Below are 24,792 nucleotides of genomic sequence, written 5' to 3'. Positions count from 1 at the left end.
TGCCGGGGAGCGCCTGGCCGCCTGCCTCTCCGGGAACGGTGGCGGGCGCTCAGTCGGCCAGCCGTGCGGCGTTGGCGGCGAAGACTGGCGGTACCGTGCAGCCGTCAAGCCGGCTCAGAAATGGCCGACAATTGGCAATTCTTCATTGCCTGGGGAGCAACCATGGACCGGCTCGATGCGATGCGCCTCTTCGTCCGGGTGGCCGAACTGGGCAGCTTCTCGGCCGCAGCCCGGCAACTCGGTCTGGCCCGGTCGGTCGTGACGCGCCAGATCGTCGCGCTGGAAAGCCACCTCGGCGTCACGTTGATGGTACGCACCACCCGCCGCCTGACGCTCACCTCGGCCGGAACGACCTATCTCGAGCGCTGCCGGGTGATCCTCGATCTGGTGGACAGCGCCGAGACCGATGTCGCCGACGAGCGTCGAACGGCACGCGGCCACATCCGCATCAGCCTGCCGCTGAGCTACGGCCTGACCCGTCTGGCGCCGCTGCTGCTGGAGTTCTCGCGGCTCTACCCCGAACTCAGTCTCGACATGGATTACACCGACCGGCGCGTCAAGCTGGTCGAGGAAGGGCTTGATCTGTCGATCCGCGTCACCGGCCGGCTGCAGCCGGGGGACATCGCGCGCCGGATCGGCGGCGGCCGCGTGCTCGTGCTGGCGTCGCCACACTACCTCGAGCGCCACGGCAACCCGGCCCACCCCTGCGAGCTGATCGGCCACCAGTGCCTGGGCTATACCGGCGCGACCGCCAGTACCGGCTGGCAGTTCCTGGTCGACGGGCGGCTGCAGCACTTCCCCGTGCAGAGCCGGATCCACGCCAACAATGGCGATGTGCTGGCCGAAGCGGCGGCGCAGGGACTGGGGATCTCATGCCAGCCCGATTTCATCGGCGAGCGCTTTCTCGCCGACGGCCGGCTGGTCGAGATTCTCGGCGCCTATCCGCTACCGGGCTTCGGCGTGTACGCGCTGTTGGCGAGCAACCGCCACATCCCGCAGCGAGTGCGCATGCTCATCGACTTCTTCGCCGGGCATCTGGCGGCGCCCCCGCCGGCGGCTGAGTGAGCAGGAGCCGCGCCGCGACCGGGTCGCCGGCGCAGGGCAGCCCGCCGCGCGGTCGGCATTCGGGCCGAGCGATACGGCTGGCCGGCAGCCTCACAGCTGGTACTCCTCGTCCGGCCGCGCGCCGGCGAGCGCCATGTCGACCGCCCGGCGCGTCAGTTGCGGGGCGAACAGCTCGATGAAGTCGTAGGCAAAGCGCCGCACGTGGGTGCCGCGGCGCAGTCCGATGCGGGTCGTGTTCGATCCGAACAGGTGCTCCGCCGGCAGCGCCTGCAAGCCACTGTCGCGCAGTGGGTCGTAGGCCATGCGGGCGATGATGCCGAGGCCAAGACCGAGGCTGACGTAGGTCTTGATGACGTCGGCGTCGATCGCGGTGAGCACGACGTTGGGCTCGATCTGCGCCAGTTCGAAGGCCTTGTTGATCCGCGAGCGACCGGCGAAGGCTGAATCGTAGGTGATCAACGGCCAGCGCGCGAGCGCCGCGAGCGAGAGCGTCTTCTCGCCGAGGATCGGATGGCCATCGGGCGCGATGACGCAATGCACCCACTGGTAACAGGGCAGCATCACCAGTTGTGGATACTGGTCGAGTGCTTCGGTGGCGATGGCGATGTCGGCCTCTCCCTGCAGCGCCCATTCGGCGATCTGCGCCGGGTGCCCCTGGTGCAGTGACAGCCGCACCTGCGGATGGCGGTCGACGAACTTCTTGACCACCGCCGGCAGGGCATAGCGCGCCTGCGTATGGGTGGTGGCGATGACCAGGCTGCCCGAATCGCCGGCGGCATGCTCTTCGCTGACGCGCCGGATGTTCTCGGCGTCGCGCAGCATGCGCCGGGCGATGTCGAGGATTGCCCGGCCCGGCTCGGTGATCGCCGTCAGCCGCTTGCCGCCACGTTCGAAGATGCTCACCCCGAGTTCGTCCTCGAGCAGCCGGATCTGCTTCGAGATTCCCGGCTGCGAGGTGTAGAGCGTTTCGGCGGCTTCGGATACGTTGAGGCCGCGACGCTCGACTTCGACGATGTAACGCAGTTGCTGCAGTTTCATGGCTCGATTGAATCCGTTTGGTTATAACAATCTAACTGAACATTCCTTTCCGATCAAACCCAGGGCTGCTACGATGCGCGCTCTTCGAACCTGCTGCGGCGCACCATGGACTGGATGTACACCTTGTCGGGCTTTGCCGTCGGCGCCATCGTCGGGCTGACCGGCGTTGGCGGCGGCTCGCTGATGACGCCGCTGCTGGTGCTGCTGTTCGGCGTGCACCCGGCCACGGCGGTCGGCACCGACCTGCTATACGCCGCCGTCACCAAGGCCGGGGGCACCGTCGTCCATGCCCGCAAGGGGCATGTCGACTGGCAGGTCACCCGCCTGCTGGCAATCGGCAGCATTCCGGCAGCGGCGCTGACCATCTGGGCGCTGTCGTACCTGCCGCGGCAGAGTGCGGCGACATCACAGCTGATCTCGGTAGCGCTCGGGGTCGCCCTGCTGCTGACCGCAGCGGCGATCATCTTCCGCCAGCAACTGCAACGGCAGGCGCTGGCGCACGCCGACGATGCCGCGCACACGCAGTTCCGGGCGCCGGTGACGATCGCCTGCGGTGTGCTGCTGGGCGTTTTGGTGACGGTCTCCTCGGTCGGCGCCGGTGCCCTCGGCGCCGCCATCCTGTTCTACCTCTACCCGCGGCTGCCGGCGATCCGCATCGTCGGCAGCGACGTGGCGCACGCCGTACCGCTGACGCTGCTCGCCGGCCTTGGTCACTGGCTGATCGGCAGCGTCGACTGGTCACTCCTCGGCAGCCTTCTGCTCGGCTCGCTGCCCGGGATCTGGCTCGGCAGCCATGCTTCGGCGCGGGTTCCGGACCGCATCCTGCGGCCGATCCTCGCCGGCATGCTGGTGCTGATCGGCGGCAAGTTGATCGCCCATTAGGCGCGGCCGGACGAGTACCCCCACCCGCTTTCACAGACACCGATGCGAGGAACGTGCAATGTATCGCTACGACCGGATTGACCAGCAGATCATCGACGAGCGCGTGGCGCAGTATCGGGACCAGATCGGGCGCCACCTCGCCGGCGACCTGTCGACCGACGAGCTGCGCCCGCTGCGCCTGCAGAACGGCCTCTACATCCAGCGGCACGGGCCGATGCTGCGCATCGCCATCCCATACGGCATGCTCTCGGCGACGCAACTGCGCAAGCTGGCCGAGATCTCGCAGCGTTACGACCGCGGTGTCGGCCATTTCACGACACGCCAGAACATGCAGCTCAACTGGCCGCAACTCGAGCAGACGCCGGCGATCCTCGGCGAACTGGCGAGCGTCGAGATGCACGCCGTACAGACCTCGGGCAACTGCATCCGCAACATCACGACCGACCAGTTCGCCGGCGTCGCGCCGGACGAGCTGACCGACCCGCGTCCCTACTGCGAGCTGCTGCGCCAGTGGTCGACCTTCCATCCCGAGTTCGCCTTCCTGCCCCGCAAGTTCAAGATCGCCGTCAATGCGGCGACGACGGACCGGGCAATCATCCGCGCGCACGACATCGGCCTCGAACTGCTGCGCGACGAACGCGACGGGATCGGCGTGCGCATCTTCGTCGGCGGCGGCCTCGGCCGGACGCCGATCCTCGGTCAGGTGATCCGCGAATTCCTGCCACGGCGGCACCTGCTCTCCTACCTCGAGGCGATCCTGCGCGTCTACAACCGCTACGGCCGTCGCGACAACCTTTACAAGGCGCGCATCAAGATTCTCGTCCAGGCCCTCGGCATCGACGGCTTCCGCCGCCAGGTCGAGGCCGAGTGGGCGCACCTGCGGGACGGTCCGACGACGGTTCCGGACGAGGAGTTCGCGCGCATCGCGGCGCATTTTCCGCCGCCGGCCTGGGAAACGCTGCCGGCCGTGGACGAGCTGCACGCCGCGCGCGTCGCGGGTGACCTCGCCTTCGCCAACTGGGTACGGCGCTGCGTGCATCCGCACCGAACTCCCGGTTACGCCGCCGTCACCCTGTCGCTGAAGGCGCCGGGGGCTGCCCCGGGTGACATCAGCGACACGCAGATGCTGGTCGTCGCCGACCTCGCCGATCGCTTCAGCTTCGGCGAACTGCGCGTCACGCACGAGCAGAACGTCGTTCTCGCCGACGTGCGGCAGCGAGACCTGCACGAAGTCTGGCAGATCGCCCGCCGCCACCGCCTGGCGACCGCCAACATCGGCCTGCTGACCGACATCATCTGCTGCCCCGGCGGTGACCTCTGCGCGCTCGCCAACGCGCGCTCGGTACCGATCGCCGATGCGGTCAACGAGAAGTTCGACGATCTCGACTACCTCTACGACATCGGCGACATCTCGCTCAACATCTCCGGCTGCATGAACTCCTGCGGCCACCATCACGTCGCCAACATCGGCATCCTGGGCGTCGACAAGAACGACGAGGAGTGGTACCAGATCACCATCGGCGGCCAACAGGGCAATTCGGCGACGATCGGCAAGGTGATCGGCCCCTCGTTCCATGCGCACGAGGTACCGCTGGTGATCGAGGCGCTGATCAGCGTCCATGTCGAACAGCGGCGGCCGGGCGAGCGCTTCATCGACACGCTGCAGCGGATCGGCGTCGAGCCGTTCAAGGCCCGCGCCTACGCCGGCCGCGACCGGCGGCGCGGCGCCAGACAGGAAAACCGGGAGGTGGTCAATGCCTAGAATCATCAGGAAGCAGGAGATCGTCGAAGACTCCTGGCAAGTGCTCAGCCTCGCAGCCGGCGACAGTGCCGAGACGGTTCCGCTGCCCGCCGGACCGGTGCTGCTGCCGCTGGCCGTCTGGCTGGCGCGGCGCGATGAAGTGCTGCAGCGCGACGAGCAGCCCGGAGTCTGGCTCGACAGCGACGAGGGACCCGAGGCGCTGGCCGAGGATTGCGCGCGCTTCGCCGTCATCGGCGTCAACTTTCCCAAGTTCACCGATGGCCGCGGCTACTCGAGTGCCCGCCTGCTGCGCGAGCGCTACCACTACACGGGCGAGATCCGGGCGATCGGTGACGTGCTGCACGATCAGCTCTTCCTCATGCGACGCTGCGGCATCGACGCCTACGCGGTGCGCGCCGACAAGGACATCGAGCAGGCGCTCGCCGGGCTGCGGGCATTCAGCGAAAGCTACCAGGCGGCGACCGACCAGCCGCTGCCGCTGTTTCGCCGCCGCCTGGCGGAGCCCTCGGCATGAGCGGCGAAGGGGCCGTGGACGAGGCCGCGCTGCACGAGTCGGTCACCCGGCGCAGCGCGGCTGCGCGGGAACTGTTGCGGGCGATCGCCGCCGACTTCTCGCCGGCGGTTCTTGCCAGCAGCCTCAGTGCCGAGGACATGGTGCTCACCGACCTCATCGTCCGTGAGGACCTGCCGATCGGCATCTTCTCGCTCGACACCGGCCGCCTGCCGGCGGAAACCCATGAGCTGATGGCGACGATTCGCCGTCATTACGGCCTGACGCTGCGCCTCTACTACCCGCGGCACGATCTGCTCGAGGCATGGACGAGCGAGCACGGCATCAACGCCTTCTACGAATCGGTCGAACTGCGCAAGGGCTGCTGCCAGGTGCGCAAGGTCGAGCCGCTGCAGCGTGCGCTCGCCGGCCAGCGGGCCTGGATCACCGGCATGCGGGCGCAGCAGGCGAGCACGCGCGATGGCTTGCCGCTGCGCAGCGTCGACACCGCCAACGGCGGACTGGAGAAGTTCAATCCGCTCGCCGAGTGGAGCGAACGCGAGGTGTGGGCATACCTCAGGCAACACGGCGTGCCGTACAACGCGCTGCACGACCGCTTCTACCCGAGCATCGGCTGCGCGCCGTGTACGCGCGCGGTGGCCGCCGGCGAGGACGTCCGCGCCGGCCGCTGGTGGTGGGAGAATCCGGAATCGAAGGAATGCGGCCTGCACCTCAGGCGCCCGTGAAACAGCCACGAACGGATCAGGAATGAGTACTGCAAAGCTCGCCAGAGTCACCCTCTCGCATCTCGAATGGCTCGAGTCGGAGGCCATCCACATCATGCGCGAGGTTGCCGGCCAGTGCAGCAACCCGGTGCTGCTCTTCTCCGGCGGCAAGGATTCGATCTGCATGCTGCGCGTCGCCGAGAAGGCCTTTCGCCCGGGTCGTTTTCCCTTTCCTTTGCTGCACATCGATACCGGCCACAACTATCGCGAGGTCACCGACTTCCGCGACCGTCGCGCGGCCGAACTCGGCGAACGCCTGATCGTTCGCTCGGTCGAGGATTCGATGGCGCGCGGCACCGTCGTCCTCAAGTCGGCCGACGAGCCGCGCAACAAGCACCAGTCGGTCACCCTGCTCGAGGCGATCGAGGAGTTCGGCTTCGACGCCTGCATCGGCGGCGCCCGCCGCGACGAGGAGAAGGCTCGGGCAAAGGAACGCATCTTCTCGTTCCGCGACGAGTTCGGACAATGGGATCCGAAGAACCAGCGCCCGGAACTCTGGGATCTGTACAACGCACGCAGCTTCAAGGGCGAGAACATCCGCGTCTTCCCGATCTCGAACTGGACCGAGATCGACGTCTGGCAGTACATCGAGCGCGAGAAGCTGGCGTTGCCTTCGATCTACTTTGCCCACCGGCGGCCGATCGTTCGTCGCAGCGGCGGCCTGCTGCCGGTGACCGAAGTGACGCCGGCGCGACCCGGCGAGACGATCGAGACGCTGCAGGTGCGCTTCCGCACCGTCGGCGACATCACCTGCACGGCGCCGGTCGAGTCCGCTGCCAGCGACGTCGCCAGCATCATCGCCGAGACGGCGGTGACGACGATCACCGAGCGCGGTGCGACGCGACTCGACGACCAGACCTCGGAAGCGTCGATGGAGCAACGCAAGAAGGAAGGTTATTTCTGATGTCAGCGATCGAGAAACTCCCCGCCGAAGACATTCCCGACAACGGCCTGCTGCGCTTCCTGACCTGCGGCAGCGTCGACGACGGCAAGAGCACGCTGATCGGCCGCCTGCTCTACGACAGCAAGACGATTCTCGCCGATACGCTGCACGCCATCCAGCGCAGCTCCGCCCGCCGTGGCCTCGACAGCGTCGACCTGTCGCTGCTGACCGACGGCCTGCAGGCGGAACGCGAACAGGGAATCACCATCGACGTCGCCTACCGCTACTTCACCACCGGCACGCGCAAGTACATCATCGCCGACGCGCCGGGCCACGAGCAGTACACGCGCAACATGGTGACCGCCGCGTCCACCGCTGACCTGGCGATCATCCTCATCGATGCACGCAAGGGGGTGCTGACGCAGACCCGCCGCCACTCCTACGTCGCCCATCTGCTCGGCATCCCGCACATCGTCGTCGCGGTGAACAAGATGGATCTGGTCGATTACGCGCAGGAGACCTTCGACCGCATCCGCGACGAGTATCTCGAGTTCGCCAGCCGGCTCGGCATCGCCGACGTGCGCTTCATCCCGCTGTCGGCGCTGCACGGCGACATGATCGTCGAGCGCGGCGAACGCCTGCGCTGGTACGACGGGCCGACGCTGTTCGAGATGCTCGAGGCGGCGCCGGCGATCCACAGCGAGCACGTCGAGAAGTTCCGCTTTCCGGTGCAGTACGTCTGCCGCCCGCAGGACTCGGCGAACCCCGAACTGCACGACTATCGCGGCTTCATGGGCCGCGTCGAATCCGGCGAACTGCACATCGGCGATCGCGTGACGATCCTGCCCTCGCGTCTCGAGAGCCGCGTCCGCGACATCCAGGTGCTCGGCGAATCGCTGCCGCGCGCGGTCGCCGAACAGTCGGTCAGCATCCTGCTCGACGACGAGATCGACATCTCGCGCGGCGACATGATCGTCCGCAGCGACGAACTGCCGCTGGTGGGCCGCAACATCGATGCGATGCTCTGCTGGCTTTCGGAGTCGCCGCTCGAACCCCGCCGCAAGTACCTGCTGCGCCATACGACGCGCGACAGCAAGGCGATGCTCGCCGCCATCGCCTTCCGCGTCGACATCAACAGCATGCAGCAGCAGCCCGCCGAGCGACTCGTGATGAACGATATCGCCCGCGTCAGCTTCCGGCTGGCGCAGCCGATCTTCGCCGACCCGTACGCCGAAAGCCGCGGCACCGGCGCCTTCATCATCATCGACGAGTCGACGAACAACACCGTCGCCGCCGGCATGATCCTGGGCACCACGGGCGGCGACAGCGGATGAGCCAGCCGCGCGTTTGACCGCGGGGCCGGCCGCGTGGATACTGTCGCCCAAGCCGCCCGCATCCGGCGGCAGCCAGCGCCCGACCGCCGACGGGCCAGGTCTTCAGGCAGGAGGATCCGTTCGCCATGGACATTCACGGCAAGCCCATCGAGGAACGCATCGAGTGGCTGTTCGGTCTCGCCGACCGCCACAGCACGATCTTTCGCAGTCCGGAAGCGTGGCTGGCGCGTGAGCGTTACCTCGCCGAGCATCCGACGGCGATCGCCGTCCTCAAGTGCATGGACGGGCGGATCAACATCCCGGTTGCGACCAACACACCGGTCGGCCTGCTGATGCCCTTCCGCAACCTCGGCGGCATCTTCGACCTCGGCTGGCCACACCTCGGCGAGGTCCTGGCGCATCACGTGCAACGCGTCGTCAGCGCCGGCCGCAACGTCGTCTTCCTCGTCACCTACCACTACTCGCAGGGCGATCCGCGACGCGGCTGTGCCGGCTTCCAGTACGACACCGAGGCAGCGATCGCCCACACCTACGAGATCAGGCGCCAGGTCGAGCACATCTTCGGCACCGACCACAGCACCGTCTATCCGCTCGTCTGCGGCTTCGAGACCGACGAGGATGCGCTGGTGATCCACGGCACAGCTGGCGACCGGCTGGATCTCGCGACGCTGACCTCGACCGACCGGGCGACGCTCGAACTGCGCCTCGCCGCCCTGCTGCCCGACATGCCGGCGCGCATGCGCGCCGACCTGCTGCCGCTGCTGCATGGCAATCTCGAACACATCGAGAACGTGCGCGCCCAGATCCGGCGCAACGAAAGACTGCTCGACATCGAGCACCGCGAGTGGATGATCTGTCTCGGACGTGGCTTCGACTTCCTGCATACGCCGAACGTCGCACTGATCATCGGGCCCTACAGTCCCAATCTCGACGTGCCGATCCGCAAGGCGGCAGGAATCATCGAGGCGAACATGCAGGCTGGCCGCATTCCGGACGACGGTTTCCTGCTTCTCGCCTCGGTGCCCTACGACGAACTCGGCGTCGATCGCGCACGCGCCGAGCTGAAATCACGCTTCCTGTCGAAATTCGCCGCCCATGTCATCCGCGCCGAGTTTCCCCGCCTCGGCGAGCAGATGAGCATCCGCACGGCAGTTCTCGACTGGCGCTCGCGGGCTCTCGAAACGGTCGGCATCGGTGACTGAACGCCGGCGGCCGCCAGCTTTCCCTTGCGGCCGGATTGCCCGCCGCGCCCCCTCCTCCTGCAGACCACGCTCATGCCCTCCGCCACACGCCTGATCTTCGGTTTCCATTCGGTCCTCGCCAAACTGCGTCATGACGCGGGCGCGGTCCGCGAGATTCATGTCGACGCGGCGCGCCACGATGCCCGCTTGCGCGACCTGCGGACGCACGCCGAGTTCGCCGGCATTCGCCTGCTGCCGGTGGCCGCAGCCCGTCTCGAGGCGATGGCGCCCGGCGCCCGCCATCAGGGCGTCATCGCCATCGTCGATGCGACGCAGCGACATCTGAGCCTCGACGATGTCCTCGACACCCTCGACGAACCCGCTTTCCTCCTCGTCCTCGACGGCGTCCAGGATCCGCACAATCTCGGCGCTTGCCTGCGGGTTGCCGATGCCGCCGGTGCGCACGCGGTGATCGCGCCGAAGGACCGTGCCGTCGGACTGACGCAGACGGCGGTGAAAGTCGCCAGTGGCGCGGCCGAAACGGTCCCCTACATCACCGTCACCAACCTCGCCCGCAGCCTGCGCGAAATCAAGGAACGCGGCATCTGGGTCGTCGGTACCGATGCCGAGGCGCCGCAGGATCTGTACGGCGCCAGCTGGCCGATCGCCTGCGCCTGGGTGCTCGGTGCCGAGGGGGAAGGCTTGCGTCGCCTGACCCGAGAGACCTGCGACCAACTGGTGAACATCCCGATGCTCGGCTCGGTCGCCAGCCTGAACGTCTCGGTGGCCACGGGCGTCTGCCTGTTCGAGGCGAGGCGACGGCTCCGCGATCTGCCGACCGCGGAGCGCAGCGGCTAGCGCACCTGCTGCCCGCAGGCTCCGGTCGCGGCAGCGACGGCGGACCGGCTACGTCTTGTACGAGTAGCGGTAGACGTAGCCCTTGTAGCCATAGCGATAGCTCTGTCGGCTGACGTTGAGGTCGTTGAAGACGAAGCCCTTCACCTGCACGCCGGCCTGGTTGAGTCGTTTCACCGCTTGCTCGAGCTCACGGATCGGGTGCTTGCCGGCACGCGCAATCATAAGCGTCGCACCGACGTGGCGGCCGATGATCGCCGCATCGGAGACGGCAAGGACCGGTGGCGCATCGACGATGACCGTGTCGAACCTCGCCGCCAGTTCGCCGAGCAGCACTTCGAAGCGCGGGTGCATCAGCAGCTCGGATGGGTTCGGCGGGATTTGTCCGGTGGTGACGACGGTCAGCCCACTGACGGCGGTGCTCTTGAGGACGTCGTCGAGCGCAGCCTGGCCAGCGACGTATTCCGAGATGCCGACTGCGCGCTCGATACCGAATTCCTTGTGCAGGTGCCCACGACGCAGGTCGGCATCGACGATGACGACGCGCTTGTCCACCTGCGCCAGGACCGCGCCGAGGTTCTTCGAGATGAAGCTCTTGCCGAGTCCCGGACTGGGGCCGGTGATCAGCAGCGAGTTGCCCTGCGCATCGAGCAGGGCGAAGTGCAGCGTCGTCCGCAACCCGCGCAGGCTCTCGACCGCGTCTTCCTGCGGATGGGCCACCGCCAGCAGCTCACCGCCACCGCCCGCCTGCGCCCTGCGATGCAGGTCGACCTCGAGCTTGCTGTGCGGCACCGTGGCGTAGACCGGCAGACCGAGCTGCGACTCGATCACCTCCGGATCCTCGACCACGACGCGCAGCGAGCGCAAAACCCAGATGACGACGAGGCTCGCCAGCAGGCCAAGCAGCAGGGCGATGCCGAGGATGGCGATCGGTTTGGCGCCGACCGGCTCGCGACCCACCGCCGCCGTGTCGATGACGCGCACGTCGCCGACGGTGCCCTCCTTCGACACGCGCAACTGTTGCGCGGTGTTCAGCAACTCGGTATACAACCGGTTCGAGACCTCGACGTCGCGCGCCAGGCGCAGAACGGTCTGTTGCGTATCGGGCAGGCGGGAGACATCCGAGTCGAACTGCTTGCGGCGTTCGTCGAGGCGCGCCAGCTTGCTGTCGACGGCCTGGATGCGCGGATGTTCCGGCGTGAAGTGCTGCCGCAGCTCGTCCCGCTCCTGCTTCAGCAGCACGGCGGCATTCTCGACCTCGACCAGCGACTTCAGGATGCCCTGTGTCTCGAGGCTCAGGTCGAGCGAACCGCGACTCTGGCGATAACTGTTGTACGCGCCTTCGGCGCTGTCGACCTGGGTCTTCAGCGCCGGCAGCTGGGTGTCGAGGAACTTCAGCGTCTTCTCTGCCTCCGCCGAGCGGCGCTCGACATTCTGGCGGACGTAGGTGTTCATGATGTCGTCGAGAATCAGGACGATCTCGTCGGCACGCTTGCCAACCAGGCTCAGTTCGAGCACGCCGGTCTTCTTGCCTCGCTCCTTCACCGAATAGAACTTGCGCAGGTTCTCGATCGCGGTCTCTGGAGAGAGCTTGGCGAGATTGAAGCGCGTGCCCGGCCGTGCGACGAGTTCTGCGATGAAGACCGAGTAGCCCTTGTTGCTGGCTCGCGTCCCCGCCTTGCCGGCGAGCACGAGCTGGTCGTCCTCGTCGAATATCTCGAAATTGCCGCCAGCGCCAGCAACCAGTTCATGCGCTTCGTCGAGCGCTTGCGGGGGAACGTCCAGCGAGTCGACCTGGATGCGCTCGCCGCCCCAGGCAAAGCTCGACAGGCCGAGCCAGGGCGAATTCGGCTGCTCCCCATCGTAGCGACGGGCGATCGCTCTGCCAATCAACGGAAAGGTCCGCGGCTGGGCGATGATGTCCAGCCGCAGCTTCGACACGACACGGCCGAGGACCATCCGTGAACTCAAAATCTCGACTTCTGCCGGTGCCGTCGTGGTATCACCGAGTAGCGGCTCGAGTGCCTTGAGCACGCCGCCCGATCCCTTCTTCTCCTCGATCTGCAGCAGGCCATCCGCACGATAGGTCGGACTCGCGACAAGAACCCAGGCGAGTCCGATGACCAACGAAAACAGGCAGGTCGCGGCGATCAGCCAGCGATAGTCCATCAGGACCGCAATGATCTCGCCGAGTGCCAGACCTTCCTCGTCCTCGGACGACGCCGAGGGTTGCGTGGCGTACGACTGCTGCGTCACGTTGGCGCTCATTCCGGGGAACGAGCCGGCCGTTTGGGAGGGTTTCAGTTGATCATTTTCCATGTGTTGTCCGAGTGGTCTCTGGCCCGTCTTCAGTCCTGCCTGCATCGAGAGGCCGGTAGCCGCCACGCGTTGGCCAACCGGCAGCGGCGACGCATCAGGCTAGCCAGTTCTCCCGGCTGTCCCAACTCAGTTGTTGGGCGTCTGCCTTGCTCCAAAAAGCGGCCATTGCGTCAGGCTTGTCTGGTAGAGCATCGTTGCGGTCGGCAGGATGTTGGCGATCACCCGGTGCCAGCGAACGACCGCAGCCGCGTCGACGTAGATGATGTCACGCGGTCGCAACGGGAAACGGTCGGCCAGCAGCATCGCGTCGGGCAGTCGTGCGTCGAGGTGGAACAGCTCCGGGGAATCCTTGCTGTTGCCGCGCATGACGTAGATCCAGCGCGGATCGGCGGTGCTCTGATTGATGTAGCCCGCGTCGCTGAGCGCCTCCGCCAGCGTCGAGCGCTTCTTGTTCATGACCAGCGAACCGGGCTTGGCAATCTCGCCAAGAACGAAGATCTTGTTGTAGCTGCGGTCCGAGACGTTGACAATGTCGCCATGTTCGAGCAGCGGATTGCTCTCGGTACGGCCATAGTCGTACATCGACTGGACATCGACCAGGTAGGTCGTCCCGCGGCGGGTGAGCAGGACGCGGCTGAAGTCGGCTTCCGGCGTGAAGCCACCGGCACGGTTGACCGCATCGAGGACCGTCATCGGCACGTCGTTGACGGGCTGAATCCCCGGCTTTGCCACCTCGCCGACGACATAGACCTGCTGGCTGCGGAAAGCGACCATACGCACGTCGAGCTGCACCCGCTCGATGAACTTGGCGAGCCGCGTCGACAGGACTTCACGCAGCTCGCTGGTCGTCTTGCCGGCCGCCTTGACCACACCGATGTAAGGATAGAAGATCGTACCGTCCTCGGCGATCACCGTGCCGGCCTGCTCCGCCGTCCGGAAGCTGCCGGCGGGGATCGTCAGTTCCGGGTGGTCCCAGACGATGATCGAAATGATGTCTCCCGGCCCCAAGCGGTAATTGGGAACTGCCGCAGGGTCCTGGCCACGGAAGCGTGGATCGCTGGCCGTCGCCGCCCGCGCCGAACTGGTTCCGTCACCGATTGGCGGCAAGGCCGACTTGAAGAGATCGATGATCAACTCCGCCGTGATCGGCCGGATGCGCACGTTCGCCGGCTGCAGCTCGTCGCCCTGCTGCACCGGCAGCCTGACGTCGGACTCCTCGCGGTTGGCGTAACTCTGGTTGCCAGGAATGATGGTGCACCCTGCCAGCATACCCAACGCAAGGCACAGCAGCACGCTTCGCCACGCTGGCAGCCGATGTCGCAAAAGCTTCATGCCAAAATCCTCATCTCGTAGCCTCTTCATCCGGTCGGTACGCCCCGGCCAGAACGAGCCGTGCAGTTTAACTTCCAGTGGCGCATCGCGCAAAGCCGGCGTTGGCGCTTGCCGGCCGATGGACAGCCAAGCCGCAGCTTCTGGCCGATCGCCGTGACTTTCCGAAAGGCGGTCCGTGTCCACGGCCTGCTCTGTCCAGAAACCAGCGACGGGGAGAGACTAACGCCAGGCAAGGCACCGTCCGGTGCGAAATCTCACGCCACGGCGAGAAAAGCGGCCGACCAGTCAGCTCTTCAGCCCAGCTTGCTGACCCAGGGATCCAGCGCCTCGTCGATCAGTTGCAGCGCCTCGGCATGCGCCTCGTCGCCGCGCCGGTAAGGGTCGGGGATTTCCTTGCTCGTCCAGTGCCCGATGAGGAAGGTCTTGCCACGAGCCGTCGGGTCCATGGCCAGCACCGCGTCCCGGTGGTGCTTCTCCATGACCAGCACCAGTTCCGCCCAGCGCAGGCGCTCACGAGTCAGCTGACTGGCACGGTGAGCGCTGAGATCGACGCCACGCGCGCTCATCAGCTCGCGTGTGGCCTCCTCCGCCGGATGATTGACGAGCGCGCCGATACCGGCCGAGCGTGCTTCGATCCGGCGCCCGGAACTGGCCGCCCGCTGCCGCAGCAAGTACTCCGCCGCCGGGCTGCGGCAGATGTTGCCGGTACATACGGTGAGGACACGACTGAACATGACGACTACCTGCAGGTGGGTGGCAGGCTGAGTTCAAAGCCACCGTGGTCACTGCGCACGCTGTGCCGTCCGCGCTCGATCGAATAGATCAGCGTGCTCTGCAACTGGCGACGCTCGCTCTCGCCGATGCGCCTGCCGCTTGCCGCCGCGGTGTCGAATGCCGACTGCAACCCACTCTGCTCCGCACGCGCGAGGAGCAGGCGGATGTCAAGCCCGTGCTTCCTGGCCAGGCGCCTGCGCAGCCGCAGCATGTCTCGCCGGACAGCGCCAATCAAGTGTTCGTCCCCGATATTCGGCACATGGACCATGCAATACACCTTGCGCCCCTGCGCACTCTCCCTGTCGGTCTCGAAGACGCTCAACTGATACTCGTAATGGCCACTGAGCCCCTGCGCAATCAGGCCAAGCAGCTGCGGGCACCTTTCCCGACGGACGTATCCGACGAAGATGCCGCGCACCTGCACCGATGGTAGACCGAGGCGTCGATTCAGCCACTGCAGCCAGGGAACCAGCCGCCACGGCCGCGCGATGAGCAGGAAATAGACGGCAAAAATGGCAAGAAAAAGCCAGAAGGCCAAATACTCGGGAACCCTGAGCAACAGGCAGGTGACACCGATCAGCGCGAAGACGAACTGCATCAGCACCGCCACGGCGACGACATCGGAGACACGAAAACCTGCCCGGACCAAGAGGTGATGCAGATGGTGGCGGTCGGCCCGGAAGGGCGACTTGCCAAGCCAGATCCGCCGCAGCATGACGCCAACGGTGTCCATCAGCGGCAACGCGAACAGCCACAGCGCAGTGACCGGAGTCATCGCCGCCGCATCGCCACCCTGCGACAGGGCGATCAGCAGCCAGGCAAAGACGAAACCGAGCAGCATGCTGCCGTTGTCGCCAAGGAACACCCTCGCGCGGGCATTCCCCGGATAGCGGAGGTTGAAGAACAGGAACCCCACGATACCACCCATCAACGCCACCGCCACCAGCAGGTAGGCCGGGTTGTCAGCGCCGTGCGCGACGACGGCAATGAACGCCAGGCTGACGAGACTCACCGAACCCGAGAGTCCGTCGATCCCATCGATCATGTTGACCGCGTTGATCAGGCCGATCGTCGCGAAGACGGTGATCGGCACGGCAAACCAACCGAGATCCACCGCGACGCCGGGGAGGAGTTCCCCGAGCGAAGCCAGCTCCACCCCGCCGACGAAGACCATCGCCAGAGCCACGGCCGCCTGCACGACGAGCCTCGGCTTGAAACCCAGGTGCCAGATGTCGTCGGCCAGCCCTGTCACGAACATGCACACGGATCCCGCCAGCAAGGCGACCGACGTCGATCCGCCGGGGAGACGATCGCCGAGGGCGAAAGCGACGACGACCACGCTGATGAGGCCAAAGCCACCCACGAACGGGGTGCTCACCGCATGCTGCTTGTGCCCGCCAGGGCGATCCATCGCCCCAAGGCGGCCGGCCAGCGCGATGCTGAAACGGACGACCACCCCCGAAAAAAGGGCACAGAGGCCAAAAAGTGCAGCGTATTCCAAGGCCACCTCCGCGGTGAGCAGTTCCAGGCTTCAGCCTTTGCCCCTTGGCCGACGGTCCCACTCCCGAGTCCCATCGCGCGCAGAGCCCTTGCGGGCTCTGCAGGCACACCCCCATCGGCGCTCGCGCGCCGAGAAGCTCTCGCGAAGCGCCTCAGGCGCGGCGACGGCCGATGAACGCGCCGACCAGAGCCAGTCCCAAGAGCGCGAGCGACTCTGGCTCGGGGATCTTCACCTCATAGGTACCCGAATAGGACAGGGTATCCTGGACCTGTTGACTTGGCGGCGTCGGCCCTGCATAGACACCGGAGCGCGTCGCCTCGAACCCGAACAGGTAGTCCTGCAAACCGGCGAGATCCACATGCACCACCTCGCTCACCTGCAGCCCGCTCGGCAACAGGGTCCCCGGCGGCAGTTGGGAACCGAAGACGGCCTGGAGGAACGGCGTCGCGTTGTAGATTCCCGCCAGACCGATGTATACGCCATGGCCGTCGCGCATCTCGACGTAATCGATGTTGGGGTCGCTGACCAACATCCACGGCGCCATACCGCCGAGACCGGCATTGGGCGAGAGGAAGGCCGTCACCGCGTTACTCAGACCCGTGGGCGACAGGTTGATGCCAGCCTCCTGTGCAGCGCCTTGAATGTAGCGCTCGGTCAGCGCGGTAGGCTGCAACCGCCCGGTCGTCCAGTCAGCTTCGACAAGGCTGCGCAGGGTCAGCGGCTTTCCTGCGAAGTCGCCAGACAGTGTGGTCCCCGGAGGAGTGTTACCACTACCACTGCCAAACTTTCCGAGTTCGACGTTGCCACCCCCGACCTGCAGGGCGCTCGCGACGTTCGCATCCGAACAACTGCTGGAAGAGAGCTGCGTCGAACCCAACCACGTCTGGCATGGCGAATTACCGATGACGACATTGCCCAGCGACACTGCCGCCGAAGCGCCGGTCGACGCGACCAAGCCCATGACGGCCAAGGCGATCTTGGTCCTGCTACGAGTTACACTCATTGTTTGACTCCTTCACTTCGGTCACCAGCCCCTGCTCGGAAAACCGGTGGATGAGGGTTTAAGTGGGCTTCACAAGTCTTGGCTTCAAGGGGCTGTAGCGTTCCACCCCCGCCCCTCAGCAAAACCTGTAACTGACAGAGCAACATTCGTGCCAGAAAAAAAACATCGTTTTGCAGCAGAATGTTAGAAATATCACACTGTATTCGGGCAGCTGTGTTGTAAGAAATTCCGACAGTCCGCCCGTCCCACCAACGCGACTCTTGCCGGCTATCCGGCAAGGAGTCGACACTGGCGCCCAAGCGGCGGCGCCAGCGAATGAACGTCTCCAGTCATGACTGTCGAGGCACTCGGGATGATGAAGGTCATGATCGGTCCCCCCATCCCCGACCGTTCTCCCGCGTGCGGGAGAAGGGAGATTCGCGAGTCGCGGACGCGCCTTTCACCTCAACATGGGCCCTGCAGGAGCCTGCCGGCCGCTGCATGCGGCCACCGGCAGGTACCACGGTCGCCGCCGCTGCGGCCGCGGACCAGCCGCCGCCCGAATTGACGACCACCGGCCGGCTCGCTATCCTGCCCACATGGGCCCTGAAGACCTCCTGCGACCGCGATCTCAACGACGCCGGTCGCGCCGGACCGCCGCAGTCCTTTGCTGCGCGGCACCGCCACCAGGCTGCGAGTGATCCTGCCATGCGACCGATCTGGCGCATGCGCCGTCCGCTCGCCAGGCGCCCATCCGCGCAGGCGATGCCGCGCGACCTGCTGGCGACGTGTTTCGCGTAGCTGCTCGGGCAGATGACGAGGTTGGCGTAGAACAGACTCCGATCTCGCGCTCGCTGCTTGCTGCCCTCGCGGCATCGCTGCTCCTGCACGCCATCGTCCTCTTCTTTCCGGAGCAGGAGGCAGTGCCCCGGCCGATCGCCTCGACGCGCTTCGCAGCCAGCCTGTCGCCGGCACAGCAGCCGGCAGCGCCGCCGGCAGCGCAGGCCACCCTGCCGCGCCAGCCGGCGACAGCCAAAGCTCCGTCGCGTGCCGCCGCCCGACCGGCCAGCAAGGCACCGCGGCCGCGCACGCCGAACGTGCCGACGCCAACCGGTAAAGCCGCTCGCGACGACACGCCGCGCTGGAGCCCGAGTGAAAGGCAGGAGATGAAGCGTTTCCTCGACGAGCTCGACGCGCAGGCGAAGGCGACGCCCAGGCCATCACTGGCGCAGCGTTCGCTGGCACAGGCGGCGGAGCTCGGCCGACAGCAGGCGCGGCGCGACGAACAGGGACTGCTGATGCTCGAGCGCCGGCCCGACACGCCGCCGCCCGACCCGTTCAGCCTCGACCTCTACCTCGATGGCATCGTCCGGCGACTGAACCGGAGCGCCGCCTTCGTCCGCAACGACCCGCGCAGCCGGGGGGTGAAGCCGGCCGCCGTCCAGTTCCGGATCAACCCCAACGGCAGCCTGAAGTCCTTCGCCATCCTCAACGCCGGCGACCAGCAGGACGAGATCGCGTTCATCCGGTCAGTCGTCGAGCGATCGATCCCCTTCGCTGCCTTTCCGCCCGACATCGACCGCGCCGCGCGCTCGCTTGGCGTGACGATCTGCATCCAGCCGAGCCACGGCGGCGGTTTCGGCTTCACCCGTCTGCCCGACGGCCGCGCCTGCTGAGCCCCAATTTCGCTGGCCGCATGCTCAACTCGGCGACGACCCGCTCGCCCCGCAAGCATCCCGCCAAGCCAGCGACCGCTTGCCGCCCGTTCAGTGGAACAGACCGCGCTCCTCGATGAAGGCGATGATCTCCGTCAGCCCCTCGCCGGTCTTCATGTTGCTGAAGACGAAGGGGCGATCACCGCGCATCCTGCGGCTGTCGCGCGCCATCACCTCGAGTGATGCGCCGACCAGGGGCGCCAGATCGGTCTTGTTGATCACCAGCAGGTCGGAGCGGGTGATCCCCGGCCCACCCTTTCGCGGAATCTTGTCGCCGGCGGCGACGTCGATGACGTAGAGCGTCAGGTCGGAGAGCTCGGGGCTGAAGGTCGCGGCCAGATTGTCCCCGCCCGACTCGACGAGGACGATCTCGATGTCCGGGAAGGCCGTCGTCAGCCGCGCGACGGCTTCGAGGTTGATCGAGGCGTCTTCGCGGATCGCGGTGTGCGGGCAGCCGCCGGTCTCGACGCCGAGAATGCGTTCCTGCGGCAGGGCCGCGTGCTGCACCAGGAACTTCGCGTCCTCGGCGGTGTAGATGTCGTTGGTCACCACGCCCAGGCTGTAGCGGTCGCGCAGGGCGAGGCACAGCGCCAGGGTGAGTGCGGTCTTGCCGGAGCCGACCGGGCCTCCGATGCCGATGCGCAGGGCAGTTCGGGTGTTCATCCGCGGCTCGCTTTCCGTCATGATCGAAAGAGTCTCGAATACTGCGTTTCGTGCTGGCTCGACGCCAGCGCGAAACCCGGGGCAAAGTTGCTCCATGCCGCCTCCGGGAGGACCAGCGCCCGTTGCACGACCGGCGGAATGCGGCCACCGAGCTGCAGCAGAAGCCGCTGCCCGGCAGTCTGGCCGAGCGGCACCGCCTTCAGCGCCGCCAGCACCTGGTTCTCGCACCAGGACCACAGATAGGCCGCGAGCGAGTCGGCCAGCGGGATCCGCCAGGACGCGGCGGCCAGCGCCCAGACCGTCGGAAAAGCCGTTTCCGGCAGTTCATCGAGGACCTCGGGCAAGGGGAAATCGTCCAGGTCACGCAGCAGGCGGCGCAGCGAGTAGCCCATCTGCAGGGTCTCGGCACGCAGCTCGGAGGACTCGCGGCTGGCCAGGAACTCGCCGTTCAGACGCGCCACCTCGCCGACGTCGGCAACGTTCCAGGCGCGCTGCAGGCAGGCAGCGAGCGGCGCCTCGAAGCGACCGATGCCCTCCTCGAGCACGCCGCCGATCCACTGCCCGGCGCTCGTCTCGTCGCGTACCAGCCCCGCTTCGACGGCCCATTCGAGCCCCTGCGAATAGGTGTAGGCGCCGACCGGCAACGCCGGGCTGGCGAGCTGCAGCAGGCGTGCCAGCACCAGGCTCACTTGAATGTGTGGATCTTCGCCGGCGAACGATGCGCACCGTGGCCCGGGTCGTGCGCATCAGTCTTGCGCCGGCCCGGCGCCGGCCGGTAGTCGCCGACACGTGCCGCTGCGCCGCCATGTACCGCTGCGCCGGCGTGGCTGTGCGCCGCACCGTAGGCTCCGCCCTCCGGATCGAAGGGCGCCACGACCGCAGCGAGCGAACAACCCAGACGCCGCAGCATGGCGCCCAGCACGTGGTCCGGCTGCAGGCGGAGGAACTCGTCGCCGAGTTGCACCGGCACGTGCCGGTTGCCCAGATGGTAGGCGGCACGGATCAACTGCAGGGTGTCACGGGCGCGAACCTCGAGCAGCTCTTCCGGCGCCGCGCTGACCTCGACGACGCGCCCGTCACTGGCCAGCAAGCGGTCGCCGTCGCGCAGTACCGTACCGGCCGGCAGCACATAGCCCATTTCCTCGCCGCCGACCAGCGTCACGCGCTGCCGGCTCCGGCAGCGGGCGTCGTAGGGCAGCACCAGGTGATCGCTGACCGGCGCGTCGGCGGCGGCGAAGGATTCGACCAGAAGCATGCTCGCCTCAGAACAGGAAGTAGCGCTGCGCCAGCGGCAGCACGCTCGCCGGTTCGCAGACCAGCAGCTCGCCGTCGGCACGCACGGCGTAGGTTTCGGGGTCGACCTCGATCTTCGGCGTCGCGGCGTTGTGTACCAGGTCCGCCTTGCCGATTCCCCTGGTCTGGCGAACGGCGACCAGTGGCTTGCGCAACTGCAGCGCGGCGACTCCGGGGCTGTCCAGTGCCGCCTGCGAGACGAAAGTCACCGAAGTCTGCAGCGCATTGCCGAAGGAGCCGAACATCGGCCGGTAGTGCACCGGCTGCGGCGTCGGAATCGACGCATTGGCATCGCCCATCGCGGCGGCGGCGATCATCCCCCCCTTGAGGATCAGCGACGGCTTGACGCCGAAGAAAGCCGGCTTCCAGAGCACCAGGTCGGCGAGCTTGCCCACCTCGATCGAGCCGACGAGATGGCTGATGCCGTGCGTGATCGCCGGATTGATCGTGTACTTGGCGAGATAGCGCTTGACGCGGAAATTGTCGTGCCGCTGCGGGCCAGCTCCCGGCGCCGGCAGCGAACCGCGCTGCCCCTTCATCTTGTGCGCCGTCTGCCAGGTGCGGATGATCACCTCGCCCACCCGGCCCATCGCCTGCGAGTCCGAAGACATCATCGACAGCGCACCGAGGTCGTGCAGGATGTCCTCGGCAGCGATCGTCTCGCGCCGGATGCGGCTCTCGGCGAAGGCGACGTCCTCGGCGATCGACGGGTCCAGGTGATGGCAGACCATCAGCATGTCGAGGTGCTCGTCGACGGTATTCACCGTGTACGGCCGCGTCGGGTTGGTGGACGACGGCAGGACGTTGGCCTCGCCGATGGCGCGCAGGATGTCCGGTGCGTGCCCGCCGCCGGCGCCTTCGGTATGGAAGGTGTGGATCGTCCGCCCCCGGAAGGCGGCCAGCGTCGTTTCGACGAAGCCGGACTCGTTGAGCGTGTCGGTGTGGATCGCCACCTGCACGTCCATCTCGTCGGCGACCGACAGGCAGTTGTCGATCGCCGCCGGCGTCGTCCCCCAGTCCTCGTGCAGCTTGAGGCCGATCGCGCCGGCGCGCACCTGCTCGCGCAGCGGTTCGGGCAGCGAGACGTTGCCCTTGCCGAAGAAGCCGAGGTTCATCGGGAACGCCTCGGCCGCCTGCAGCATGCGCTGGATGTGCCACGGGCCCGGCGTGCAGGTGGTGGCGTAGGTACCGGTGGCGGGCCCGGTGCCACCGCCGAGCATCGTCGTCACGCCCGACATCAGCGCTTCCTCGATCTGCTGCGGGCAGATGAAATGGATGTGGCTGTCGATGCCGCCGGCAGTGACGATCATGCCTTCGCCGGCGATGATCTCGGTGCCGCCACCGATGCTGATCGTCACCCCGGGCTGGATGTCGGGGTTGCCGGCCTTGCCGATGGCGGCGATGCAGCCGCCCTTGAGCGCGATGTCGGCCTTGACGATTCCCCAGTGGTCGACGATCAGCGCGTTGGTGATCACCGTATCGGCCACTTCCGCCGCCGGCTTCTGGCCCTGTCCCATGCCGTCGCGGATCACCTTGCCACCACCGAACTTGACCTCGTCGCCGTAGACGGTCAGATCCTGCTCGACCTCGATCCAGAGATCGGTATCGGCGAGGCGGACGCGGTCGCCGACCGTCGGCCCGAACATTTCGGCATAGGCCTGGCGCGAGATGCGGACGCTCATTCGAGGGCTCCCATGACGGTGGCAGTGAAACCAAAGACCCGGCGATCACCGGCGAGGGCGACGAGCTGCACGCTGCGCGTCTGCCCCGGCTCGAAACGCACCGCCGTACCCGCGGCGATGTCGAGCCGGAAACCGCGCGCGGCGACCCGATCGAAGGACAGCGCGGCGTTGGTCTCGGCAAAGTGGTAGTGCGAACCGACCTGGATCGGCCGGTCGCCGGTGTTGGCGACGGCCAGCCGGATCGTCTCGCGACCGGCGTTGAGCTCGATCTCGCCGGGCTCGATGTGCATTTCTCCGGGAATCATGCCGGGCCTCCTCAGACGATCGGGTGGTGGACGGTGACCAGCTTGGTGCCGTCGGGAAAGGTCGCTTCGACCTGGATGTCGTGGATCATCTCGGCAACGCCCTCCATCACCTCGTCGCGACCCAGAATCGTCGTGCCGTGATGCATCAGTTCGGCGACCGTCCGCCCATCGCGCGCGCCCTCGATGATCGCCGCGCTGATCAGCGCCACCGCTTCCGGGTAGTTGAGCCGCAGCCCGCGCGCGCGGCGCCGCTCGGCGAGCAGCGCGGCGGTGAACAGCAGCAATTTGTCCTTCTCTCTCGGCGTCAGTTCCATGGCTTCCTTTCAGCAGAATCAGGTACTCCAGATGCGCGGCGGCACGGCGGCCCGCAGCAGCGCCAGCGGCCGCAGGCGCTGCCAGACGCCGAGCAGCCACTCCTTCGCCGGCTCGCTCGCCGGCGCCAGGCAGCGCGCGACCAGCACCCCGGGCAGCGCCGTGACGCCGGCGCGCAGGCCGGCGGCGAGCGGCACCGCGCGGCACGCCGCCAGCCATTCCGGCTCGACCGTGCGTCCGGCGAGCAACAGCGTCGCGCTCACCGGCAAGCCGCCGAGACCGGCGGCAGCGTCGAGCCACGGCGAGCCGCCGCGCAGGCCGCCACGCTCGACCCACAGCGGCCGCCCGCCCTGCTCGATGCGCGTCGACAGATCGAGCCGGCCGTGCGCGAAACGCTCGCCGCTGGCCGTCCGTCCGAGGCAGAGGATTTCCCAGCCGCAGTACAGCGCCCCGGCCGCCAGCTCAATTCGCGTCTGCATCGCCGCCTCGGCGCCGTCGAAGACGATCGTCTCCTGCGGCAGCCACTCGACGATGGCCTGCGCGTCGACGCGCAGGTGCACCGATTGCGACGCGCGCCGGCCGCCGGAACGATACCACTTGCCGGCACCCGGTGTCGTCAACTGCGCGTGCGCGCCGGGCCCCGCGACCAGCGAGATGTCGAGACCGTCACCGCCGGCAATGCCACCAGGCGGATGCAGGATGATCGCCTGGCAGACCGCCGGCCCCTCCGGATAGAGCGCCTTCTGCACGCGCAGCGGCCCGAGGTGTTCACAACGGGCGAGCAGCGTCCGCTCGCCGCGGCGTTCGAAGCCGAGCGCCAGGCGCGCCTGCCAGCCCGGCCGCGCCGCTTCCTCGACCACCCGGGCGGCGCCGGGCGCCAGCCGAATGCCGGCGCTCAATCCGCCCACAGCCCGCCAAGCGCGAAGCGGATGGCGGCGAAGGGCGGCTGCGCAACCGCCGCGTCGTCTTCGAGAACGGCCAGCAACAGCCACTGGCCGTCGTGGTTCTCGAAGACCTCCAGCAGGCGCAGATCGGGATCGACGAGCCAGGCGTGTTTCACCCCGTGCGCGGCGTAGATCGGCAACTTCTCCGCCCGGTCGACGCGCGCCGTCGCCGGTGACAGGATCTCGCACACCCAGTCGGGGGCGAGATCGAACCAGGCGGTCTCGGGCAATCGCGGCAGGCGTTCCCGCCGCCAGCCGGCCAGGTCGGGGACGAGGACGTGGCGAGCGAGATGCAGTTCCGGTTCGTCGAGGATCCACCAGCCGCCCGGACCATTGCGCGCCAGGTCGAACGGCGCGCCGAGCTCGCAGCCAAGCGCTGAGCCCGCCCGCGTGTGCCGGGGAGCCGGCCGCGGATGGGTGAGCAGACGGCCGTTGATGATCTCGCCGACGACGTGTTCCGGCAGAGCGAAAAGATCATCAAAGACAGCGGGTTTCTCTTGCGGCAGGCCCATGGCGGCTTCCGGTCATCAACCGCGCGCAGTCTAGCGCGGATCGCCCGCCACGACAAAAGCCGGCGCGCCCGATGCGCCACTGGGCCGGGTGGCTCTTCCAGTTCGCGCTTGACGGGGAAAGTCGCACGAGCGACTGACGAATCTCCCCTCGCCCGCCCGCGGGAGAGGGGTCGGGAGTGCGGG

The 24,792-nt window shown here is 67.3% G+C and carries 24 protein-coding genes; 10 read left to right on the top strand and 14 right to left on the bottom strand.

Going from position 1 to position 24,792, the window contains the following annotated elements; genetic code table 11:
• Positions 1-162 precede the first annotated feature (162 nt).
• Entirely contained in the window at positions 163-1,065 is a 903-nt protein-coding gene (locus tag V5B60_RS13725) for a LysR family transcriptional regulator (RefSeq protein ID WP_332347591.1), read from the top strand.
• 90 nt (positions 1,066-1,155) lie between these two features.
• Here V5B60_RS13725 and cysB read toward each other — a convergent pair whose 3' ends face one another.
• Complete coding sequence (cysB, locus tag V5B60_RS13720; protein ID WP_332347590.1) at positions 1,156-2,103, bottom strand: HTH-type transcriptional regulator CysB; 948 nt, start codon at positions 2,101-2,103, stop codon at positions 1,156-1,158.
• Between the two features lie 105 nt (positions 2,104-2,208).
• Here cysB and V5B60_RS13715 point away from each other — a divergent pair, with 105 nt between their 5' ends.
• From V5B60_RS13715 to rlmB, 8 genes are all read left to right on the top strand, one after another.
• A complete protein-coding gene (locus V5B60_RS13715; protein ID WP_332347589.1) occupies positions 2,209-2,985 on the top strand; it encodes a sulfite exporter TauE/SafE family protein in 777 nt (258 codons plus the stop codon).
• A gap of 58 nt (positions 2,986-3,043) precedes the next feature.
• Positions 3,044-4,747, top strand: coding sequence for a nitrite/sulfite reductase (locus tag V5B60_RS13710; protein WP_332347588.1), 1,704 nt, complete (start codon positions 3,044-3,046; stop codon positions 4,745-4,747).
• Entirely contained in the window at positions 4,740-5,261 is a 522-nt protein-coding gene (locus V5B60_RS13705; protein WP_332347587.1) for a DUF934 domain-containing protein, read from the top strand. Before V5B60_RS13710 ends, V5B60_RS13705 begins: the two co-directional genes overlap by 8 nt.
• Positions 5,258-5,983: a phosphoadenylyl-sulfate reductase gene (locus V5B60_RS13700; RefSeq protein WP_332347586.1), complete on the top strand. Its 726-nt coding sequence runs from the start codon at positions 5,258-5,260 to the stop codon at positions 5,981-5,983. Before V5B60_RS13705 ends, V5B60_RS13700 begins: the two co-directional genes overlap by 4 nt.
• Before the next feature lie 22 nt (positions 5,984-6,005).
• Entirely contained in the window at positions 6,006-6,926 is a 921-nt protein-coding gene (cysD, locus tag V5B60_RS13695; protein ID WP_332347585.1) for a sulfate adenylyltransferase subunit CysD, read from the top strand.
• Complete coding sequence (locus tag V5B60_RS13690) at positions 6,926-8,239, top strand: sulfate adenylyltransferase subunit 1 (protein WP_332347584.1); 1,314 nt, start codon at positions 6,926-6,928, stop codon at positions 8,237-8,239. Before cysD ends, V5B60_RS13690 begins: the two co-directional genes overlap by 1 nt.
• Before the next feature lie 125 nt (positions 8,240-8,364).
• Positions 8,365-9,441 carry a hypothetical protein gene (locus V5B60_RS13685; protein WP_332347583.1) on the top strand — a complete coding sequence of 359 codons (1,077 nt, stop codon included), beginning with the start codon at positions 8,365-8,367 and terminating at the stop codon, positions 9,439-9,441.
• Positions 9,442-9,513: 72 nt separating this feature from the next.
• Positions 9,514-10,278, top strand: a complete 765-nt coding sequence (gene rlmB, locus V5B60_RS13680) for a 23S rRNA (guanosine(2251)-2'-O)-methyltransferase RlmB (RefSeq protein WP_332347582.1) — start codon at positions 9,514-9,516, stop codon at positions 10,276-10,278.
• Between the two features lie 48 nt (positions 10,279-10,326).
• Here the strand turns inward: rlmB and V5B60_RS13675 are convergent, their stop codons facing one another.
• From V5B60_RS13675 to V5B60_RS13655, 5 genes are all read right to left on the bottom strand, one after another.
• Complete coding sequence (locus V5B60_RS13675; RefSeq protein WP_332347581.1) at positions 10,327-12,594, bottom strand: polysaccharide biosynthesis tyrosine autokinase; 2,268 nt, start codon at positions 12,592-12,594, stop codon at positions 10,327-10,329.
• 126 nt (positions 12,595-12,720) lie between these two features.
• Positions 12,721-13,926, bottom strand: coding sequence for a polysaccharide biosynthesis/export family protein (locus V5B60_RS13670; protein WP_332347580.1), 1,206 nt, complete (start codon positions 13,924-13,926; stop codon positions 12,721-12,723).
• A 293-nt stretch (positions 13,927-14,219) separates the two neighbouring features.
• Positions 14,220-14,660 (bottom strand): low molecular weight protein-tyrosine-phosphatase, encoded by a 441-nt coding sequence (locus tag V5B60_RS13665; RefSeq protein WP_332347579.1) that lies wholly within the window; start codon positions 14,658-14,660, stop codon positions 14,220-14,222.
• A 5-nt stretch (positions 14,661-14,665) separates the two neighbouring features.
• Positions 14,666-16,201 (bottom strand): MraY family glycosyltransferase, encoded by a 1,536-nt coding sequence (locus V5B60_RS13660; RefSeq protein ID WP_332347578.1) that lies wholly within the window; start codon positions 16,199-16,201, stop codon positions 14,666-14,668.
• 151 nt (positions 16,202-16,352) lie between these two features.
• Entirely contained in the window at positions 16,353-17,204 is an 852-nt protein-coding gene (locus V5B60_RS13655; protein ID WP_332347577.1) for an NF038130 family PEP-CTERM protein, read from the bottom strand.
• 767 nt (positions 17,205-17,971) lie between these two features.
• Here V5B60_RS13655 and V5B60_RS13650 point away from each other — a divergent pair.
• Positions 17,972-18,859 (top strand): hypothetical protein, encoded by an 888-nt coding sequence (locus tag V5B60_RS13650; protein WP_332347576.1) that lies wholly within the window; start codon positions 17,972-17,974, stop codon positions 18,857-18,859.
• Between the two features lie 90 nt (positions 18,860-18,949).
• Here the strand turns inward: V5B60_RS13650 and ureG are convergent, their stop codons facing one another.
• Genes ureG through V5B60_RS13610 form a run of 8 tightly spaced genes read right to left on the bottom strand, consistent with a single transcriptional unit; the run spans position 18,950 to position 24,609 of the window.
• Entirely contained in the window at positions 18,950-19,561 is a 612-nt protein-coding gene (ureG, locus tag V5B60_RS13645) for an urease accessory protein UreG (protein WP_332347575.1), read from the bottom strand.
• Positions 19,562-19,578: 17 nt separating this feature from the next.
• Positions 19,579-20,250: an urease accessory protein UreF gene (locus V5B60_RS13640; RefSeq protein WP_332347574.1), complete on the bottom strand. Its 672-nt coding sequence runs from the start codon at positions 20,248-20,250 to the stop codon at positions 19,579-19,581.
• Positions 20,247-20,816 carry an urease accessory protein UreE gene (ureE, locus tag V5B60_RS13635; protein WP_332347573.1) on the bottom strand — a complete coding sequence of 190 codons (570 nt, stop codon included), beginning with the start codon at positions 20,814-20,816 and terminating at the stop codon, positions 20,247-20,249. Before ureE ends, V5B60_RS13640 begins: the two co-directional genes overlap by 4 nt.
• 7 nt (positions 20,817-20,823) lie before the next feature.
• Complete coding sequence (gene ureC, locus V5B60_RS13630) at positions 20,824-22,536, bottom strand: urease subunit alpha (protein WP_332347572.1); 1,713 nt, start codon at positions 22,534-22,536, stop codon at positions 20,824-20,826.
• The gene (locus tag V5B60_RS13625; RefSeq protein WP_332347571.1) at positions 22,533-22,841 is read right to left on the bottom strand and encodes an urease subunit beta; all 309 of its coding nucleotides are present in this window, start codon (positions 22,839-22,841) and stop codon (positions 22,533-22,535) included. The genes ureC and V5B60_RS13625 overlap by 4 nt, the downstream gene beginning before the upstream one ends.
• Positions 22,842-22,852: 11 nt before the next feature.
• On the bottom strand, positions 22,853-23,155 hold the full coding sequence (locus tag V5B60_RS13620) for an urease subunit gamma (RefSeq protein ID WP_332347570.1): 303 nt from the start codon (positions 23,153-23,155) through the stop codon (positions 22,853-22,855).
• Positions 23,156-23,173: 18 nt separating this feature from the next.
• Positions 23,174-24,052: an urease accessory protein UreD gene (locus tag V5B60_RS13615; RefSeq protein WP_332347569.1), complete on the bottom strand. Its 879-nt coding sequence runs from the start codon at positions 24,050-24,052 to the stop codon at positions 23,174-23,176.
• Positions 24,049-24,609, bottom strand: coding sequence for a Uma2 family endonuclease (locus V5B60_RS13610; RefSeq protein ID WP_332347568.1), 561 nt, complete (start codon positions 24,607-24,609; stop codon positions 24,049-24,051). Before V5B60_RS13610 ends, V5B60_RS13615 begins: the two co-directional genes overlap by 4 nt.
• Positions 24,610-24,792: the final 183 nt, after the last annotated feature.

The sequence above is a fragment of the Accumulibacter sp. genome (genome assembly GCF_036625195.1).
Classification (GTDB): domain Bacteria; phylum Pseudomonadota; class Gammaproteobacteria; order Burkholderiales; family Rhodocyclaceae; genus Accumulibacter.
The sequence above is the reverse complement of the archived record's forward strand: the minus strand, read 5'-3'. Positions and strand labels throughout refer to the sequence as shown.

Excerpts from the sequence above, each read along its gene's own strand:
- V5B60_RS13690 (WP_332347584.1), top strand. The coding sequence starts at position 6,926 with ATGTCAGCGATCGAGAAACTCCCCGCCGAAGACATTCCCGACAACGGC.
- ureE (WP_332347573.1), bottom strand. The coding sequence starts at position 20,816 with ATGCTTCTGGTCGAATCCTTCGCCGCCGCCGACGCGCCGGTCAGCGAT.
- V5B60_RS13665 (WP_332347579.1), bottom strand. The coding sequence starts at position 14,660 with ATGTTCAGTCGTGTCCTCACCGTATGTACCGGCAACATCTGCCGCAGC.
- V5B60_RS13715 (WP_332347589.1), top strand. The coding sequence starts at position 2,209 with ATGGACTGGATGTACACCTTGTCGGGCTTTGCCGTCGGCGCCATCGTC.
- V5B60_RS13655 (WP_332347577.1), bottom strand. The coding sequence starts at position 17,204 with ATGAGTGTAACTCGTAGCAGGACCAAGATCGCCTTGGCCGTCATGGGC.
- V5B60_RS13725 (WP_332347591.1), top strand. The coding sequence starts at position 163 with ATGGACCGGCTCGATGCGATGCGCCTCTTCGTCCGGGTGGCCGAACTG.
- cysB (WP_332347590.1), bottom strand. The coding sequence starts at position 2,103 with ATGAAACTGCAGCAACTGCGTTACATCGTCGAAGTCGAGCGTCGCGGC.
- V5B60_RS13675 (WP_332347581.1), bottom strand. The coding sequence starts at position 12,594 with ATGGAAAATGATCAACTGAAACCCTCCCAAACGGCCGGCTCGTTCCCC.
- V5B60_RS13610 (WP_332347568.1), bottom strand. The coding sequence starts at position 24,609 with ATGGGCCTGCCGCAAGAGAAACCCGCTGTCTTTGATGATCTTTTCGCT.
- V5B60_RS13670 (WP_332347580.1), bottom strand. The coding sequence starts at position 13,926 with ATGAAGCTTTTGCGACATCGGCTGCCAGCGTGGCGAAGCGTGCTGCTG.
- ureC (WP_332347572.1), bottom strand. The coding sequence starts at position 22,536 with ATGAGCGTCCGCATCTCGCGCCAGGCCTATGCCGAAATGTTCGGGCCG.
- ureG (WP_332347575.1), bottom strand. The coding sequence starts at position 19,561 with ATGAACACCCGAACTGCCCTGCGCATCGGCATCGGAGGCCCGGTCGGC.
- V5B60_RS13705 (WP_332347587.1), top strand. The coding sequence starts at position 4,740 with ATGCCTAGAATCATCAGGAAGCAGGAGATCGTCGAAGACTCCTGGCAA.
- V5B60_RS13620 (WP_332347570.1), bottom strand. The coding sequence starts at position 23,155 with ATGGAACTGACGCCGAGAGAGAAGGACAAATTGCTGCTGTTCACCGCC.
- cysD (WP_332347585.1), top strand. The coding sequence starts at position 6,006 with ATGAGTACTGCAAAGCTCGCCAGAGTCACCCTCTCGCATCTCGAATGG.
- V5B60_RS13700 (WP_332347586.1), top strand. The coding sequence starts at position 5,258 with ATGAGCGGCGAAGGGGCCGTGGACGAGGCCGCGCTGCACGAGTCGGTC.
- V5B60_RS13710 (WP_332347588.1), top strand. The coding sequence starts at position 3,044 with ATGTATCGCTACGACCGGATTGACCAGCAGATCATCGACGAGCGCGTG.
- V5B60_RS13685 (WP_332347583.1), top strand. The coding sequence starts at position 8,365 with ATGGACATTCACGGCAAGCCCATCGAGGAACGCATCGAGTGGCTGTTC.
- V5B60_RS13625 (WP_332347571.1), bottom strand. The coding sequence starts at position 22,841 with ATGATTCCCGGAGAAATGCACATCGAGCCCGGCGAGATCGAGCTCAAC.
- rlmB (WP_332347582.1), top strand. The coding sequence starts at position 9,514 with ATGCCCTCCGCCACACGCCTGATCTTCGGTTTCCATTCGGTCCTCGCC.